The sequence below is a fragment of the Saccharospirillaceae bacterium genome, assembly GCA_022448365.1.
Lineage (GTDB): Bacteria > Pseudomonadota > Gammaproteobacteria > Pseudomonadales > Oceanobacteraceae > Bacterioplanoides.
Genome location: JAKVCS010000004.1, coordinates 266,557 through 284,133, shown reverse-complemented (window position 1 = coordinate 284,133; position 17,577 = coordinate 266,557). Strand labels below are relative to the sequence as shown.

General features: G+C 47.7%; 15 protein-coding genes and 1 pseudogene. 11 read left to right on the top strand and 5 right to left on the bottom strand.

Features of this window, described 5'->3' with window-relative positions:
- Window positions 1–57: 57 nt before the first annotated feature.
- From MK185_12470 to MK185_12420, 11 genes and pseudogenes are all read left to right on the top strand, one after another.
- Window positions 58–627, top strand: a complete 570-nt coding sequence (locus MK185_12470; protein ID MCH2041439.1) for a GspH/FimT family pseudopilin — start codon at window positions 58–60, stop codon at window positions 625–627.
- 81 nt (window positions 628–708) lie between these two features.
- Window positions 709–1,233, top strand: coding sequence for a pilus assembly PilX N-terminal domain-containing protein (locus MK185_12465; GenBank protein MCH2041438.1), 525 nt, complete (start codon window positions 709–711; stop codon window positions 1,231–1,233).
- A 15-nt stretch (window positions 1,234–1,248) separates the two neighbouring features.
- Window positions 1,249–1,629: a hypothetical protein gene (locus tag MK185_12460; GenBank protein MCH2041437.1), complete on the top strand. Its 381-nt coding sequence runs from the start codon at window positions 1,249–1,251 to the stop codon at window positions 1,627–1,629.
- Window positions 1,626–4,667, top strand: coding sequence for a hypothetical protein (locus MK185_12455; protein MCH2041436.1), 3,042 nt, complete (start codon window positions 1,626–1,628; stop codon window positions 4,665–4,667). The genes MK185_12460 and MK185_12455 overlap by 4 nt, the downstream gene beginning before the upstream one ends.
- Window positions 4,668–4,679: 12 nt before the next feature.
- Window positions 4,680–5,162, top strand: a complete 483-nt coding sequence (locus MK185_12450; GenBank protein MCH2041435.1) for a GspH/FimT family pseudopilin — start codon at window positions 4,680–4,682, stop codon at window positions 5,160–5,162.
- 40 nt (window positions 5,163–5,202) lie between these two features.
- The gene (gene pilV, locus MK185_12445; GenBank protein MCH2041434.1) at window positions 5,203–5,793 is read left to right on the top strand and encodes a type IV pilus modification protein PilV; all 591 of its coding nucleotides are present in this window, start codon (window positions 5,203–5,205) and stop codon (window positions 5,791–5,793) included.
- On the top strand, window positions 5,790–6,608 hold the full coding sequence (locus tag MK185_12440; GenBank protein MCH2041433.1) for a PilW family protein: 819 nt from the start codon (window positions 5,790–5,792) through the stop codon (window positions 6,606–6,608). The genes pilV and MK185_12440 overlap by 4 nt, the downstream gene beginning before the upstream one ends.
- A gap of 61 nt (window positions 6,609–6,669) precedes the next feature.
- On the top strand, window positions 6,670–7,197 hold the full coding sequence (locus tag MK185_12435) for a hypothetical protein (GenBank protein ID MCH2041432.1): 528 nt from the start codon (window positions 6,670–6,672) through the stop codon (window positions 7,195–7,197).
- Window positions 7,198–7,201: 4 nt separating this feature from the next.
- Window positions 7,202–10,675: a hypothetical protein gene (locus MK185_12430; GenBank protein ID MCH2041431.1), complete on the top strand. Its 3,474-nt coding sequence runs from the start codon at window positions 7,202–7,204 to the stop codon at window positions 10,673–10,675.
- Window positions 10,656–10,775: pseudogene (locus MK185_12425) on the top strand (prepilin-type N-terminal cleavage/methylation domain-containing protein). The gene MK185_12430 and the pseudogene MK185_12425 overlap by 20 nt, the downstream one beginning before the upstream one ends.
- Before the next feature lie 18 nt (window positions 10,776–10,793).
- The gene (locus tag MK185_12420) at window positions 10,794–11,120 is read left to right on the top strand and encodes a type IV pilin protein (GenBank protein ID MCH2041430.1); all 327 of its coding nucleotides are present in this window, start codon (window positions 10,794–10,796) and stop codon (window positions 11,118–11,120) included.
- A gap of 15 nt (window positions 11,121–11,135) precedes the next feature.
- On the opposite strand, the gene ispH is transcribed toward MK185_12420, so the two are convergent.
- From ispH to ribF, 5 genes are all read right to left on the bottom strand, one after another.
- Window positions 11,136–12,083, bottom strand: coding sequence for a 4-hydroxy-3-methylbut-2-enyl diphosphate reductase (ispH, locus tag MK185_12415; GenBank protein MCH2041429.1), 948 nt, complete (start codon window positions 12,081–12,083; stop codon window positions 11,136–11,138).
- Window positions 12,073–12,516 carry an FKBP-type peptidyl-prolyl cis-trans isomerase gene (gene fkpB, locus MK185_12410; protein ID MCH2041428.1) on the bottom strand — a complete coding sequence of 148 codons (444 nt, stop codon included), beginning with the start codon at window positions 12,514–12,516 and terminating at the stop codon, window positions 12,073–12,075. Before fkpB ends, ispH begins: the two co-directional genes overlap by 11 nt.
- Before the next feature lie 220 nt (window positions 12,517–12,736).
- On the bottom strand, window positions 12,737–13,237 hold the full coding sequence (gene lspA / locus MK185_12405; protein ID MCH2041427.1) for a signal peptidase II: 501 nt from the start codon (window positions 13,235–13,237) through the stop codon (window positions 12,737–12,739).
- 145 nt (window positions 13,238–13,382) lie between these two features.
- A complete protein-coding gene (gene ileS / locus MK185_12400; protein MCH2041426.1) occupies window positions 13,383–16,313 on the bottom strand; it encodes an isoleucine--tRNA ligase in 2,931 nt (976 codons plus the stop codon).
- Window positions 16,314–16,395: 82 nt separating this feature from the next.
- Window positions 16,396–17,487 carry a bifunctional riboflavin kinase/FAD synthetase gene (gene ribF, locus MK185_12395; GenBank protein ID MCH2041425.1) on the bottom strand — a complete coding sequence of 364 codons (1,092 nt, stop codon included), beginning with the start codon at window positions 17,485–17,487 and terminating at the stop codon, window positions 16,396–16,398.
- Window positions 17,488–17,577: the final 90 nt, after the last annotated feature.

Below are 17,577 nucleotides of genomic sequence, written 5' to 3'. Positions count from 1 at the left end.
AGTGACAGCTGATTTGCCTGGGATAGAGTAGCCATACACAACCAAGGATGGTTCGTTATGACGCCGCAACGCCACACTCAGTCTGGCTTTAACCTGATCGAACTGATGATCACCATCGTTATTTTTGTATTGATCACGACCGTCGGTGTTCCGGCTTTCAGGAACCTCAATGCCAAAATCGAAGCCCGAGCAGATATCAGTAAGATCTATCTGACTCTGCAGGTGGCTCGCTCTCACGCTATCTACAAAAAAAGATTCACAACCCTGTGTGGTGTTGAAAGCGGCCGCTGTTCGAAAAACTGGGGCAAAAATCTGACGCTGTTCGAGGACAGCAATCAAAACCGTATTATCGATCCCAACGATATTGTGATTCAACGCTTACCCGATATGGGCAATGATACTAAAGAGCTGCGGTTTAATCGCACGCATCTGACCTACCGGCCAAGCGGTCGCTCACCGTCCTCCGCCGGGTCTCTGACCTACTGTTTCAGAAGCGCCATACCGCACAGTAAAGCCTGGGTAATTGCCGCCTCTGGCCGGATACGACCCGGCACAGATAAGAACAAAAATGGCGTAGAGGAAACAGGAAACGGTCGTGATATCCAATGTGAACCGCTAAGAAGCTGAAACAGCCCTTTAATCCGGCGTTGCTACAGAGCTGAATGTTGCTGCTATACCATGAACAAAGGTATACAACAGGTAGTGACGATGAAAAGTAATCGCGGTTCCACATTAGCCATCAGTCTGGTGATTCTTACGTCCGTGACTCTGGCGGCGGTCTATGCCATGCAGCAATCAGCAACCCAGCTCAAGATGATTGCGAATATGGAACACCAACATACCATCAACGGATATGCCCAGAGCTGCAGCGAAGGCGGTTTTAAGCATCTTCGCAGTAATATTGCTCGGTTAGGGGACGCAACGCGTTCGCATCAGGAATCGAGCCCAGGACAACCATTGCTCGACAGTGATGGGCAGCCAGTGAGCAAGGCAATCGCCGTCTATTCAAGCGAGTCAGAAAGCATGCCAGCACCCGGATATATGGATATGACGTGTGTTTTCATCGCGAAAGGACACAAAAACGGAGAGGGCATAGCAATGGCTGACGGCAGCTCTGTTGGTCAAAGTAAAGACTACTTCTTCGAGATTGAAGCATCTGTATCCCACAATACCGGAAACATGAGCGACAAACGCGTACTTGGTTTCTTTTATCGCGCACACACTGGCAGCTAACTTCGGAACATTAATATGAGCTTCATTAAAATCGTTTTGACTTTTGTACTAGTTTTTCCGTTTTTAGTAATCGCGGAAAATGAACCCAATGAGTTTGGTTATTACATCAAGAAATCAGATATCCGATCAATTGGTCGACAAATAACCGAGTTGCGCAACTGCTCGCACCCCAACTGCAAGTGGGTGAAGCTGAAAAACCGCAGTGATATCTGGGCTATCAAAGGGAACGCAGTATCATTCGCCGAGTACCTTGAGCATTACATGAAGGCACCGGCAGATTCGGAACATTTTTTCTTTATTAACAAGAACAGCCAAGAGCTTATCTACACCACCCTCTATGGACACCAAAGCGAAGTCACAGAATTAACCCCTGAATCAACCAAGGAAGCTTTATGATGCAGTATCTAAAATTACTCTTGTTGCTACTTCCCACACTGATTTGGGCTGATGATATCGAGATTTATCGCGGCACCGCTGATCGTATCAATCCCAACGTGATATTTATTATGGATACATCAGGAAGTATGGGATGGAACGCGGCTGGCAATGCAAGCCTTGGGGGTAATCACCCCGATAGCCGTATGGCACAGGTCCGGAAAGTCGCAAAAGAAGTTGTGGCCGACACAAATGGTATCAATATCGGTCTTATGCGCTTTGCGGGCAGCGACCGCAATAATGAGGGAGGATACGTCACCCTTCCGCTGCAAGACATCGAGACGGCACGAGACGAGTTTAACGATCAAATCGACGCCTACCCTACCAGCGGCGGCACACCACTGACCGAAACACTCGATGAAGCCATTCGCTATTTAAAAGGCGAACCCGTTGATTATGCGAATGGTTGTGAGCGGGTACGACAATACAACTCAAGATACGGTTACTGGCAATGGGTTTGGCAATGTGGCGGCTTCCCTTTGGGGGAACGCAGTATCATCGATGGCAGTAATAACTACATTTCACCCATCGTTGATGAGTGCCAGAAAAACCATATTGTACTGTTTACCGATGGAGAAGCGTCGGTAGATAAGTCGAGCAACAGCTATATTCAGGGTTTAATCTCAAGCTACACAGACCCAGATAAACCAGACATCATGCAAAATAATTGCAGCGGCAACGGAGGGTGTGCTGAAGAGCTGGCATTCTATACCCATAACAAAGACGCCAACCGAGACCTCAGTGGGGATCAACGGATTTATATTCATACAATTGGCGGCTTTGACAGCAGAACCCGAGACAAGCTAAACGATATTGCAACACATGGCGGCGGCATTGCCTCTTATGGTGCAGATTCCGCTACCTTAAAATCCGAATTAACAAAGATCTTTGATGAAATCAGTAAATCCGCCTCATCGTTCACGGCCCCTGCAGTGTCGGTAAATGCGTACAATAACTTAGAAAACCTCGACCAACTTTACTATTCGGTCTTCAAACCGAGTGATAACGCGACCTGGTACGGCAATATTAAACGCTATCGCGTGGCAGGCAGTGAAATTATCGACGCAAAAGATGACCCGGCCGTTGATCCTACCACTGGTTTCTTTGCTGACAATGCCCGCAGTTTCTGGACACTGGATGATGAAGCGCCCGACGGGGACAACATCATCAAAGGCGGTGCTGCCAGCCGCTTGACACTCAATCGTAAAGTAACAAGCTATCTTGGCAGTAAAAGTCTGATGGCTGCTGAAAACCGTATCACTGAATCAAACTCATCCCTGGATCGTGCTCTACTGCAACTCCCCTACAGTGTTGATCCCAGTGAATATACTGCTGTTTTGCAATGGGCCCGGGGTGTTGATGTAAAAGATGAGGACGGGGATGGTAGCAAGACTGATGCTCGTCATTATATGGAGGATCCACTGCATAGCCGCCCTGCTCTGGTAACTTACGATTTTGGTGCTGACGGTAGTAACCAAAAGAGTGCTATTTTTGTTGCCACAAACTCCGGGGTATTACATGCCTTCGACACTGACGAAAGTAATCCTGTGGAGCACTTCGCCTTTATCCCTAAAGAGCTGTTAGGCAATCTTTATCAATATTACAAAGGGGCTTCACCCCTTAAAAAAGTGTATGGTTTGGATGGCAGTATTACTGCATGGCATAACGACTTTAATCACGATGGCCGCGTCAATGGCAGTGATACTGTCTACCTGTATATCGGCATGCGTCGTGGCGGTAAGAATTACTATGCACTTGATGTTACCGATCTGCAGAACCCTAAATTCTTATGGCAGATAAACGGCGGCAGTGGCGACTTCGATAAACTAGGACAAACGTGGTCGCGACCAGTAAAAAGTAAAGTGAAGCTGGGGGGCGTGGTAAAAGACGTTATTTTCTTTGCGGGTGGCTATGACCCAGCAGAAGATAATAATCTGACCAGAACCAACCATTCCCAGGGAAATTCGCTGTTTATGATCGATGCAAACACCGGCAAAAAACTCTGGTCTGCAAGCCGCTCCGGTGCGAACTTAGTATTATCCGATATGCGCAGCAGTATTCCGGGTGATGTGACTTTGCTTGATTGGGATGGAGATCAGCTAACCGATATTTTATATGCAGCGGATACTGGCGGCCGCATCTGGCGTATCGACTTTGATAATGAAGCCAGTGATGCCAGCTCATTCGCGACAGGTGGATTAATTGCCGATCTGAATGGCGGACACGAAACGGATAATATCCGCTTCTACAATCAGGTTGATGTCACCTATACCACAAGCAGCGCAATCAAAGTTGATGATCCCTCCAACCCTGGTGAAAAAATTACTGTCGGCGGGTCGCGACTGCAACTGGCGATTGGCTCCGGTTTTCGCGCTCATCCATTGAATACCAGAGTTGCGGATACTTTTTATATTCTCAATGATTACGATATTAAAACTCCCCCTGCAGAGTACACGGCCGTCACCGAGGCGGAGTTAGCGGACTATTCAAAATTCAGTAGTGAAGCAGTGAGTAAAATTGAACGTGGACTGTACTACCGGTTACCGAGCAATGGCGAGAAAGTAATGGCGCGCGCAGTAACTGTAAATAACTCAACATTATTCACCACATTCCGCCCGACCGATGGCTCAGCAAGGTCTGGATGTGAAGCAGATATTGGCAGCTCTCGGTTGTATACCATTACCCCGGATAGACAGTTGGAACAAAAAGATCTTGATCTGCCAGGAATCCCGCCAGAGCCAATTATTCTGGTGAGTAAACCTCTGCAACCGGATAGCTCAACAGATCCAGGTGGCGGTGGTGACGGCGATGGCGATGGCGATGGCGATGGCGGCTCCGATGATGATAAAGAGCTAAATCCAGAGTGTGCTGAGTATAAGGCTAACGTTTTTGTTGCTGCAGAATCTGGCGGAGTGTTGAATAATAGCTGCGCTTTTGTCAGACGGACACACGCTAAACCAGTCGCTAAAGCAGCTCAGGAACAAGCCGTAAAGAAATAGGATATAAGACGTATGATGCAAAAAGCTGGCGACGTAAAAGCTTTCACATTGGTTGAGCTAATGATTGTGATAGCAATTATTGGCATTATGATGGCGGTTGCCACGCCAAGCTTCCGCACCTACAACGTAAACTCTATGGCGGATAATGCCCATAAAGCCCTATTACAGGACATAAAATTTGGCCGAAGCACAGCCAGAGATGTGGGCACCAGCGTTGAAATATTTCCACGAGACGGCGATTGGAACAAGGGCTGGATCGTTAACGAGATTGGGGGGGCACCATTACGCCTTCACGGCCCGTTAGACCAAACTGTCATTACATCCAATAACTACAACGATCAGGATGGATCGAAGTTAATATTCAACGAACGAGGGCGAGCCAGCGCGGTTGGTAGCTTTCAGATACGAACGGCAGGCTGCACTGGCGAGCGCAATAGGAATATTGACATAAATATCATGGGACAAGCCCGCACAACCACTTTAAACTGCCCGTAGCTATGGTGATATTCGCGGAATTGCAGCAAGGAAATTAATGATGAACAGTCGGATACCGTCAAAAGGATTCAGCCTGATAGAGGTCGCAGTGACGCTGGCAATTACAGCGGTTGGATTGTTAGGGCTGAGTTCTTTGCAACTGCAGTCCATGCGCGCAACTCAGGATACAGGCAGTCGTTCACAGGCCATTTGGATGGCGAATGAACTCGTCAATCGTATGAGAGCTAACGAAAATGGTCTGCTGTCTTACGTCACAACCGGTGCAGAAAGTTGTTCGGACCTCAGCTCAGGTGTCAAGAGGTGCAGTGCTTACAATAATGGCAGCGTAAGGGTCCCTGCGGCCGCTAATTGCACTGCACAGGAAATGGCAGAGTTTGATATGTTTGATGTCATGTGTGGTTCTATCTCCGACGCAGATGGCATTGTACAGTACCGAACCGGGTCAGCTTTTTCTCTGTCAGAACCCAGACTGCAGATTACTAACGTTAACACGCTGGATAAATCTCTCACGATAAGCTGGAACGTTCAGACGTATGGCGAAGACAGCGCTGGGCGAAAACGCTTCACCAATGATGACACCTCCATTGCCAGTACCCGAGGCAGTTATGTATTGGAGAGATTCCGCCCATGAACATCAATAAACAGCAGGGTATGTCACTCGTCGAATTAATGATTGCCTCTTTTTTAGGCGTCCTTCTGACCATGGCAGTGATTAATATATTCACCATTACCAATCGTACAGCCTCGCAGTCCGACGGGTTATCTCAGGCACAAGAGACCGGACGATTTGTTGCAGGTTTTTTGTCTGATGCGATCTCAGTAGCCGGATTTTCTGGGGACAACTCAACTAACCCGATTCAACCCCATGCCGAATTGTGTGCCGACCCCAATAATCCGGATGCCTGTACTATCAATCGAGATAATGGTGTAGGCGATCGAATAACCGTTGTACGTAGAATATTTGAGGATAACGATCTTGACTGTGCAGGCAGCAGTTTTAATGTTGCTGCTGGCGTGGATGATGTGGTGGTTGATGCTTTCTGGGTTGAGGCGGACGGAAATAATTCTGGCGACCTATACTGCCTCACTTATGACTTTAATACGAGAGCACCTTACGATAATAATCGTGCCAAGCAACCCATTGCATCCGGTGTTATCGCAATTCATGCGCTGTATGGCCTGAGTACTTCCTACACCAACACAGGTAACCGGAATGTCTCCCGGTATGTCAGCGCCGAAGAAGTTCCGGCTGACAGTTGGCAACGTGTTTTCTCCGTCAAAATAGCTGCACTGGTTCAATCCTTTGAAGACAGTGCAATCACGGAGAAAGAACGTAAGTTTATCTTACTCGATGCTGATCCATACAAATTGAAAGATAAATTCTCAAGAGAAATTTTTACCACAACGGTAACCAGGGCGAACTTTTCGAATCTCGCACCTAATTAATAATAAAATTTAAAATAATAAATATAAGTTGCTCACCACATAACCAATAACAGGGGCCAACATGAATCTCACCAACTCCAGAGGGGCAGCCTTGGCCTTTAGCCTTGTGCTGCTTACGTCATTAACTCTGCTTGCTTTAGTCGGTTTACAGCGTTCAACCATGCAAATACGAATGGTTAGTAACCTGCAACTTGAGCAAACGATAAAAGATATTTCATATAGTGAAGTTGAAGCGAACTTTCAGCGTATTGCCAGTAAAGACTCGGATAATCAACTTATCTTAAACGCGATTAACAGTGTTATTGTTGATGACGGAGTCGTTGTCCGCAATGACGAAGGGCAACCTCAACCATTACCGGTTCCGATCAGTCCACAGAGTGATTATGGAAAACCTGATTTAAACGTAAACACAAGCATCAAACTTGTCAGCGTCCCCGGAACAACCAACCATTCCCTCGCCGGAGATAGTAGTAAAGGAAAAAGTCTGAAGTATCGCTTTCAGCTCAATTCGGAGGTCATACACGCCACATCAGGTATAAAATCATCGCAAGAATTAGGAATTACTTATAACGTTCGGACAGGAGGCTGAAACGATGAAGATCATACTTTTACTAACTATATTTTTAGCGATACCGTCTTTTGCTGATGATATAGAAATTTATCAGGGAGCACAGGCATCAACGCGGCCCAACGTTGTGATGGTAATGGATACCTCGCGCAGTATGTCGCGTTATGAAGAGGACAACCTGGGAAACTACAACCCTGAGATTACGTATGAAAAGCCCATCAATGGATACGAGCCGAATAGTTATTACCTATCTCGAATATCACAAGGACTAGGGCTTTCTGATACTGAAATTGCGTTGATCCGTAGCAATAAAATTCACCCGACATCACTCATTTGTCCAGAGGCATGGAATGCAATAAACACTGCTGGTGTATATTCCGGTGGTCTTTATTATTGGAAAAAAGGCACTTGGGGAGGTGGCTGGTTATTCAATCCATTAAACCCAAGTGTTGACTATAATCCAGAGCACGTTGTTATTTGTCAAAATCAAGATAGGTTTGTATACAAAGGCGTAACTTATCGCTATCGCAGAAAAGGCACGTCAATACCCTTTACGCATGATGAAAATTGGTTTTTCGGCAATCGTCAATTAGTGCCACCGACACACATATTATCAAGAGTATTTAAAGGTAATTATTTAAACTACCAACTGGCGAAAAACAGCCTGACAAATAAATTTTATTACTCTCGTATGGTCATTGCTCGCCGTGCAGCAAAAGACGCGTTAAAAGAAGCCCCTGGAGTGAATGTTGCTTTGATGCGATTTGACTCAACCGGAAACGGTGGCTTCGTTGATATGGATATGACTCCTGTCGAAAATGCACATTCGATATTCGAAAATAAGGTTAATAATTATTTTCCCTGGGGGGGGACGCCCCTCGAAGAAACCTATCATGAAGCTTATCTGTATTTAACCGGCAATAATTCCAAATACGGTAAATCGACACGCTCACGCAGAAGCGGCGGCTTTCCTGACCGATCAAAAGTCATTGATCCTGGCTACATTCTTTCTGATATAGGTGGGGATAACATCCCAACACCATCGGTACCCGAAGCCTATGTTGGCAATAGTAACAACTACGAACGTCCTCAAGTTTCAGAGTGTACAAAGTCGAGTATTATTTTATTTACCGACGGTTACCCCTCAGCTGATACTGGTAGCAATAGCGCAATTCGTCGTCTTGTTGCAGATAAAAACTTACCATCGGGCATGAATAAAAATTGCAGTGGTGATGGTCAATGTATCGACGAATTGGCTTATTACATGGCCAATAACGACCAGTTTGACGATATCGATGGTAAACAAACAATCACGACCCACGTGATCGGCGGTTATCTGGGTGATTCGGTGCAGGGGGAGGATATCAGCAGTGCCGACCGTTTTATGACTAAAATTGCAGAGTCTGGCTCCGGAACTTATACCAAGGCCGATAACTACGAAGCAATTAAAGATGCGATTGTGAATGCGTTAACAACGGTTTCAGAAACGTCAACGTCGTTTAACGCACCGAGCATTGCAGTCAATTCGTTTAATCGTCTGGAAAAGAGTGATCAGGTATACCTCTCACTGTTTCAGCCCTCGGCTAAGTCCAATTGGCTCGGCAACCTCAAACGATATTCGTTGTCATCGGCAGGTCTTCGGGATGCCAATGGTAATCTTGCGGTCGATGATACAACAGGTCGTTTTAAGTATTCTGCCAGAAGTATCTGGTCTACAGTGACCGACGGCGATGATATTAAACTCGGCGGTATCGCAAACAGGCTGGAGCTGGAACGGTTTGTATATACAAACTTGTCTGGCAATTCACTGACACGCGTAGATCAAAGTCTCAACGAGGCATTGCTGCACCCTTCAAGTACCCAAAATGCGTATCTTGAAGAGTTGAAACACTGGATTGCGGGTAAAAATTCCGACGGCACGGTTCGTCGCGAACTCGAAGACCCACTTCATAGCCAGCCAACCATTATTAACTACAGCGGCGGTGAATCCGTCGCCTTTATTGGCACGAACAGCGGCTACTTGCACGCTTTTAATGTCGATGAAACACAGCCTGAAGAATTATTCGCCTTCATACCAAAAGAACTGTTACACAATCCGGATCATTACCTCTCACCAAGACCGGCAGGTAGTCCGAAAGTGTATGGGCTCGATGGTCCTATCTCATATTGGCATGACGACCATAACTTAAACGGCAAAGTAGATGGCGCAGATAAGGTAATCTTATATGTTGGCATGAGACGTGGGGGGAGTAGTTATTATGCGCTGGATGTGACCAATAAAAATGCACCCAAACTGTTGTGGAAGATTCACGGTAAATATGCAGCTTCAGCGAAAAATAAGCCATCCATTACAAGTGGCTTTGATAATCTTGGTCAAACATGGTCAAAACTGATTCCTGCCGAAATCAAATGGCAGGGTAAACGTAAAGTCGTACTATTTGCCGGCGCTGGCTACGATACAGCAGAAGACGGATCAACGCTGGCAGGTCCAAACAACAGACTAAATCACTCAGTTGCAACAACGATATACATGATCGATGCAGAAACCGGTGATCTTTTATGGGATGCTGAAAAGCATGCCACACTGGAGACTGGTCACGATATGCGAAGTGCGTTTGCCGCAGATCTGTCTTTAATCGACAGGGATGCCGATGGCTTTGTCGATATGTTCTACGCGGCAGATATTGGTGGTCGTCTTTGGAGGTTTGATGTCAACCCAAGCAATTCCGGCACAACCGCTTATGAATTCGCAAAAGGAGGCATAATCGCAGACATCAATGACGGTAGTGGTGCAGGAAACAGACGCTTCTATAACCAACCCGATATCTCGTATTTCCAGAATAAGGGCGATGACTTTATATTAATCAGCATCGGCTCCGGTTATCGAGCGCATCCGCTTAGCCGAACAAATGAAGACTATTTCTTTTTAATCAAAGACCATGCTGCTTTGGCAACACCCGCTACGTATCAGATAACAGAGTTTGATAACCTGGAGGACTGGGGGTCACGATCAAACGCTGGCTGGCGGTATAAGCTGCCACGTGCGGCGGAAAAAGTTCTGACGAACTCGGTTACCCTTAGCGGCAAAGTTATATTTACTGCTTACAAGCCCACCAATGTGTTAGATGCAGGCAGTACCGCTGGTTGTCAGCCTGATGTTGGTAGTTCAAAATTATATTCTCTGGACGTACACACTGACGGCTTAGGGGAAGCCAAGATTGAAGATCCGGAGATTCCTGGTATTCCACCACCATTTATCGGTGATCTGAACCCAACGGATCCAAGCAACGGTAGTGATTCAGGAGATAACAGCGATAATCCAAAAGGGTTTTGTTCAAAATCTGGGACGATGACAATGGTTGGGCTTGTCTCAATAGAAAGTGACAAAGTCCCGAAATGTGACGTAGTAACCAAAAGATATTGGAGGGAATTGCCAAATGCTCCTAAACAAACAGACGATTCAGAAGACAAAAATGATGATGAAAAATCAGACAAGTAATCACCAGGGGTTTACTCTGGTTGAGCTGATGATGGTTATCGCCATCATCGGTATTATTGCGGCAGTTGCAATTCCATCCTATCAAAACTACGTTCAACGTGGCTTTAGAGGTGACGCCATTGCAGATTTAGAAAAAGTGATGTCAGCCGCAAACCAGTTTTACACCGAGAACCGCACCTACACAGCAACGATCGGCAGTGGTGGGTTAGGTTTTCCAGGGGGAACAAGCTTTAAAACAAGAGAAGATCGTTATGCGATTACTTTAGGGCTTTGTGACAATCCGGCAAACCCGGGGAATAGCCTCACCATTGCTCAATGTGTCGAAGCAACGGCAACACCCAGCAGTGTCCAGGCTTTTGATGGCATTCTCAGAGTCAATACGCTTGGGTTAAAAACCCGGACTCAGACGATTGATGGATCCCAAGTGGTTCACGAAGGCTTCTAAAACGATGAGCAGCCATCAATCGATGGCTGCCAGTCTCAGTTCCTTTGGCAATGAAAACACGACGTTCTCTTCCCTGCCCTGCAGTTCCTGAGGTGCTTCGCCACCCAGGCTTATCAGCTTATCCACAACCTGTTTTACCAGAACTTCCGGTGCCGATGCACCAGCAGTGATACCAATTGATTGGGCACCCTCAAACCATTCTGACTTAATTTCATCTGCATTATCGATTAAGTAGGCCTTTGCGCCCATACGCTCGCCCAGTTCACGCAAACGGTTGGAATTTGAACTGTTTGGTGAACCAACAACCAGCAGCAGGTCGCAATCGTTAGCCAATTGTTTTACGGCGTCCTGACGATTTTGGGTGGCATAACAAATATCGTCTTTACGCGGGCCCTGAATGTGCTCAAACTTGGCCCGCAGGGCATCGATCACGACCGCTGTATCATCCATCGACAAGGTCGTCTGAGTAACGAAATAGAGCTTTTCCGGGTTCTTAGCCTCAAGAGCAGCAACATCAGCTTCGTCTTCGACGAGGTAGATGTTGCCACCATTGGAATAGTCGTACTGACCCATGGTGCCTTCAACTTCCGGATGCCCTTTGTGGCCAATAAGAATGCACTCGCTTCCATCGGCACTGTAGCGCGCGACTTCCAAATGAACTTTGGTGACCAAGGGACAGGTTGCATCAAAGACTTTCAGGCCGCGATCAGCCGCATTTTGACGCACGGCCTGGGAAACGCCGTGAGCAGAAAAGATTACAATATTGTCATCCGGCACTTCATCTAATTCATCAACGAAGATAGCACCACGATCACGCAGACCGTTTACGACAAACTTGTTATGAACGACTTCATGACGAACGTAGATCGGCGGTTCAAACAAATCCAGTGCACGGTTTACAATATCAATCGCACGATCAACCCCTGCACAGAAACCACGCGGGTTGGCGAGTTTAATCTGCATTGTGTACCTCAAGAATCTGCACTTCGAAGATCAGGGTTTTGCCTGCCAACGGATGATTAAAATCAACGGTTACCCAATCCCCCTCTGCTTTTTCGATAACACCAGGTAATTCCTGCCCCTGAGCATCGGCAAAAGACACCATTAAGCCTGGCGAAACCGGCATATCGACGGGAAAATCTTTGCGCTTGATGTCTTGAACATTCTGCGGATTCGGTTGACCGAAGGCTTTTTCCGGAGCGACTTCAAACGTTGTGTGATCACCGGTTACCATGCCAATCAGAAAATCTTCAAACCCTGGTAACAGGTTGCCATCACCCAGTTCAAAGGTCGCAGGTTCGTTCTCAAAGGTGGAGTCAACCACCTGATCTTCCGCCAGTTTCAGCGCGAAGTGCATGGTGATTTTGCTGCCGTTTTGAATCATTGCTACAGACATATTAATACCTTTGAAAAGTTGCTGCGGTAACTCATAGTTTTCGACACCGAAATTCCTGATTGTGTCAGGAACAGATTTTACCGGTGAAGTACATTGAAAAAGAAGTGTGGATAGCTTTCCGAAGCAGCAACAGAATGTTGCAGCCGAACCGTCGGCACAGCGAAATGCCGTACGATCCGGCGGCTGAAAACCATGTACTTTTCTTTTCCGGCTTGGTAACTCAGGAAGCCTTTTGCTGTGCTTCCCGCTTACCTTCTAATACAACGTCGATGGCCATCATAATCGCACCAACAGTAATAGCAGAATCGGCAATATTAAAGGCCGGGAAATAAGCTCTGTCCCAATGTACTGATATAAAGTCGATCACGTGACCAAACATAACACGGTCAAACAAGTTGCCAAGCGCACCACCGAGAATCAGCGCCAGAGCAATCGGTAGCCACAACTGCGTACGAGGCAGCTTCTTCAACCAAACAATCAGAACGACACTGACAACCAACGAAATCACGGTAAAGAACCAGCGTTGCCAGCCTCCCTCATTTGCCAGGAAGCTGAACGCAGCACCCTTGTTGTACAGCAGGGTAAAATCCAGAATGGGCAACAGGTATACGGGATCACCATAATTGAGAAAGGCCTCGGCGATTTGCTTGGTGGCGATATCCAGTATAAATATCAGTGCCGCTAACCATAACCAGATAATTGCAGAACGTTGTTCAGTCATCATTTATCTCTACTGTTTATACGATCTGCTGCGACGCATTTGCGAAGCAGCAAGTACCAGTTAAAACTCAGTTTATACGCACTGAATGAGCATTTTAAACTGAGTTTTGGTGCTGAAATGGCAACGCTGGCCTCTCAGCGCCGTCTTATGCGTAGTGGCGAACCTCACCATCACCCTCTACGTTTTCAACACAACGTCCACACAGCCTAGGATGCTGTTCATTGCTGCCTACATCATCACTGTGGTGCCAGCAGCGCTCACACTTCTCTTTTTCGGAGGCTTTCACCGCAACACGCAGGCCTTCAAGTTCAGTTTCTTGACCCGATTCTGCGGCAAAGTCAGACACTACGGCACCCGAAGTAATCAGCACAAATCGCAATTCATTACCCAGCTTATCCAGTTGCGTCTTGATGCTATCAGCAGCGAATAGCTCAACTTCAGCACTTAAGCTGGCGCCAATCGCTTTATCGCCCCGGGCTTTTTCCAGCACACCGTTCACGGCCGCTTTTGCAGCCAGGATGTCTTTCCAGAAGGCGTCATCAAATTCGCCAGTGGTGATGACAGGGAAATGGGTGTACCACTCGCTTAACATCACTGACTCTTCACGCTCGGAACCAGCTGCTGCCAGACATTCCCAGATTTCTTCCGCTGTGAACGATAGAATGGGTGCAATCCAGCGAGCCATGGCTTCCAGCACATGAAATAAAGCAGTCTGAGCACTACGACGCGCCAGACCATCGGCTTTACAGGTGTACTGACGGTCTTTAATGACATCCAGGTAGAAACCACCCAGTTCCGTCACACAGAAGTTCATCAGTGCTTTGGTCAGGCCTTTCAGGTCGTAATCATGATAGTAAGCAATCACTTTTTCCTGCAGAGCCTTGGTGTAATTCACCATCCAGGCATCCAGTGGCAGCAAGTCTTTACCGTCCACCATATCGGTTGATGCGTTAAAACCGTTAATATTGGCCAGCAGGAAACGACAGGTATTACGCACACGACGATAGGCATCCGCGTTACGTTTCAGAATTTCATCAGAAACCGTCATCTCACCGCTGTAGTCTGTATCTGCTACCCACCAACGCAGGATATCGCCGCCCAGCTTATTCATCACCGCTTGTGGCTCTACGGTGTTCCCCAGAGATTTGGACATTTTGCGACCATTGGCATCCACGGTGAAGCCATGGGTCAATACGGTTTTGTAAGGCGCCTGGCCATGAGCTGCCACTGACGTCAACAGTGAACTCTGGAACCAGCCGCGATGTTGGTCAGAACCCTCCAGATACAGATCAGCCGGGAATTGCAGCTGATCGCGCTCCTTACAAACAGCGGTATGGGTCACACCGGAATCAAACCATACGTCCAGCGTATCGGTCACTTTGACGTAGTCGGCGGCATCAGCGCCTAACAATTCTTCGGCTTCCAGGTCGAACCAGGCATCAATACCTTTCTGTTCGACCTTCAGCGCAACCTTTTCAATCAATTCAGCGCTGTTGGGATGTAATTCGCTGGTATCTTTATGCACAAACAAAGCAATGGGCACACCCCAGGTGCGCTGACGCGAGATACACCAGTCAGGGCGATCAGTCATCATGCCTTCGATTCGGGCTTTACCCCAACCCGGACGCCACTCAACGGTGTTGTCGACCTCATGCATGGCAATATCCAGCAGCCCAGCCTGTTTCATACTGATAAACCACTGCGGAGTCGCACGGAAGATAATCGGTGTTTTGTGACGCCAGCAATGCGGATAACTGTGCTTGAACTTGGCTTTTTTCAGCAACGCTCCTTTTTCCGCTAATAAACCTAATACCCGGAAGCTGCCTTTATCGGCCGTACTTAAACCACTCAACTCCAATGCTTCAAGGCTTGGTGTTGCGATAAAGTTACCGTTGTTGTCGACCAGCATTTGTTCTGCGGTAACGCCATAAACATTGGATACGTTGTAATCGTCCACACCGTGCATCGGTGCAGTATGGACAGAACCGGTGCCGGAATCAGCGGTCACATGATCACCGGTGATGATTGGCACCAACTTATCGGCTGAACCACCTGTGGACGATACCTCTTTACCGGGCATGAACGGATGCTTAACGCTGAATGGCGCGGCGTCTTGCTCTGGCAACTGACCAAAGGCAGCACCTTTCGCGCTCGCCAGCACTTCGAATTCTTCAATACCGTATCGCTGCAAGGCGTCTTCAACCAGATCCGCAGCCAGTAGCAGAATGTCATTTGTACCCTTCAGCAGAACCAGCGAGTATTCCAGCGTTGGGTTAACCGATACCGCTTCGTTTGCCGGAATGGTCCACGGGGTGGTGGTCCAGATAACGATGCTTACGGTTTTGTCCGCATGAGTTGCATCAGCACCAAAAGCAGACAAGATGGCCGCACTGTCAGGAAAGGCGAACTTGACATCAATGGCGATGGATTGCTTATCTTCGTATTCCACTTCCGCTTCGGCCAGAGCAGAGCCACAGTCACTGCACCAGTTAACCGGCTTAAAGCCTTTGTGCAAATGGCCTTTATCGATGATTTTGCCCAGCGTTCGGATGATGTTGGCCTCGAACTTGAAGTCCATGGTCAGGTATGGATTCTCCCAATCACCCAACACCATCAGACGTTTGAAGTCCTGACGCTGCCCATCCACCTGCTCAGCGGCATATTCGCGACAATGAGCACGGAATTCGCTGGCAGTCACCTTATCACCAACTTTGCCGACTTTTTCTTCCACCTTCAGTTCAATCGGCAGACCATGACAATCCCAGCCTGGGATATACGGCGCATCTTTCCCACTTAACGTCTGAGATTTGATGATGACGTCTTTCAGAACTTTGTTGACTGCATGACCAATATGAATCTTACCGTTCGCGTACGGAGGGCCATCATGCAAAATGAACTTATCGCGACCCGCACGTGCTTCACGGATTTTCTGATACAGGCCAATCTCTTCCCAACGCGCCAGCATGTCCGGCTCACGCTTCGCCAGGTTGCCACGCATCGGGAAGTCCGTGTCAGGCAGGTTCAGAGTAGACTTGTATTGGCTTTCCACGGTCTCTTTTTTGGAGCGGTCGTTCATAGCATGGTCACTTGATAAGGTCACTTAATAAAGTGAAGCGCCGAATGGCGGCGACTTCAGAAAATATGTTGTTCAAACGGATTCAGGCACTGCGGAACGAATTCGGCAATGCCGCAAAATATTGTTTAGCGGAACGTTTGTCGTTTTCGATGGCATCTTTCAGCGCATCCAGACCATCAAACTTCTGCTCATCGCGGATCTTATGCAGAAACTCCACCGTCAGGTGCTGATGATACAAATCACCTTTAAAACCAAACAAGTGAACTTCGAGCGACGGTTCAGGTGTCCCGGAAATGGTCGGTTTGACACCCGCATTAGCCACAGCAAAGTACTCGTTTGCTCCACGCTCAGCCTGTTGATCATCAAGCAATACCCGCACAGCATAGACACCACTGAGCGGCAACTTCGGGCGCTTAACCATAACATTCGCAGTTGGTGTGTTAAGCGTTCGACCAAGCTGTCGGCCAAAAGCGACACGGCCACTCATGCGGTAACTTTTCCCCAACAGTCGGGCAACACGCGACAGGTTATTGCTCGACAATTCGGAGCGTACACGAGTACTGCTGACACGCTCACCGTCCAATTCCAACGTAGGGGTATCCTGAACACTGAAGCCCGCCACAACACCGGCTTGCTGCAGCAGCTGGTAATCACCACTGCGGTCACAACCAAATCGGAAGTCATCCCCAACAATCAAATGCTGAATCTTCAGTGCATTCACCAGAATCTGCTGAATAAAAGCATCCGCCGACATGGAGCGCAGGTTCTGGTTAAACGGCAGGCATAATACGTAGTCAGCGCCATGGTCTTCCAGATCCTGAAACTTTTCACGCACATTCGCTAAACGCGCAGGTGCAGCATCCGGAGCAAAAAACTCTTTGGGTTGCGGCTCGAACATCATCACCAGAGTGGGCAAACCTTTCAGCGCAGCCACTTCTTTTAATGACTTGAGGATGCCCTGATGACCCAGATGCACACCATCAAAGTTCCCGATTGTGGCAACACAACCGGGGAAATCAGCAGCAATGGTATGGAGGCCGCGTAAAACACGCATCAGAGCAAACCCGCGAAAAAACGAAAAGGCCGGATTATAGCCAACCAGCCGCTTGGGTGACAGCAGTTTTATGGCCAGATTTTGGTCAATCGAAAGGAAAGCAGTCAGATAGATTTTCATAGCAGCGACAGGATGTCGCGTTAGGATCGCCGACACAGGCATGTGACGTTCGATCCAGCGGCTGAAAATGCTATGTGATTGCTTTCCTCT

Coding starts and splice junctions, on each gene's coding strand:
- fkpB (MCH2041428.1), bottom strand. CDS start 12,516: ATGTCTGTAGCAATGATTCAAAACGGCAGCAAAATCACCATGCACTTC.
- MK185_12435 (MCH2041432.1), top strand. CDS start 6,670: ATGAATCTCACCAACTCCAGAGGGGCAGCCTTGGCCTTTAGCCTTGTG.
- ribF (MCH2041425.1), bottom strand. CDS start 17,487: ATGAAAATCTATCTGACTGCTTTCCTTTCGATTGACCAAAATCTGGCC.
- MK185_12440 (MCH2041433.1), top strand. CDS start 5,790: ATGAACATCAATAAACAGCAGGGTATGTCACTCGTCGAATTAATGATT.
- MK185_12470 (MCH2041439.1), top strand. CDS start 58: ATGACGCCGCAACGCCACACTCAGTCTGGCTTTAACCTGATCGAACTG.
- ispH (MCH2041429.1), bottom strand. CDS start 12,083: ATGCAGATTAAACTCGCCAACCCGCGTGGTTTCTGTGCAGGGGTTGAT.
- MK185_12450 (MCH2041435.1), top strand. CDS start 4,680: ATGATGCAAAAAGCTGGCGACGTAAAAGCTTTCACATTGGTTGAGCTA.
- MK185_12455 (MCH2041436.1), top strand. CDS start 1,626: ATGATGCAGTATCTAAAATTACTCTTGTTGCTACTTCCCACACTGATT.
- MK185_12460 (MCH2041437.1), top strand. CDS start 1,249: ATGAGCTTCATTAAAATCGTTTTGACTTTTGTACTAGTTTTTCCGTTT.
- lspA (MCH2041427.1), bottom strand. CDS start 13,237: ATGACTGAACAACGTTCTGCAATTATCTGGTTATGGTTAGCGGCACTG.
- MK185_12430 (MCH2041431.1), top strand. CDS start 7,202: ATGAAGATCATACTTTTACTAACTATATTTTTAGCGATACCGTCTTTT.
- ileS (MCH2041426.1), bottom strand. CDS start 16,313: ATGAACGACCGCTCCAAAAAAGAGACCGTGGAAAGCCAATACAAGTCT.
- MK185_12465 (MCH2041438.1), top strand. CDS start 709: ATGAAAAGTAATCGCGGTTCCACATTAGCCATCAGTCTGGTGATTCTT.
- pilV (MCH2041434.1), top strand. CDS start 5,203: ATGAACAGTCGGATACCGTCAAAAGGATTCAGCCTGATAGAGGTCGCA.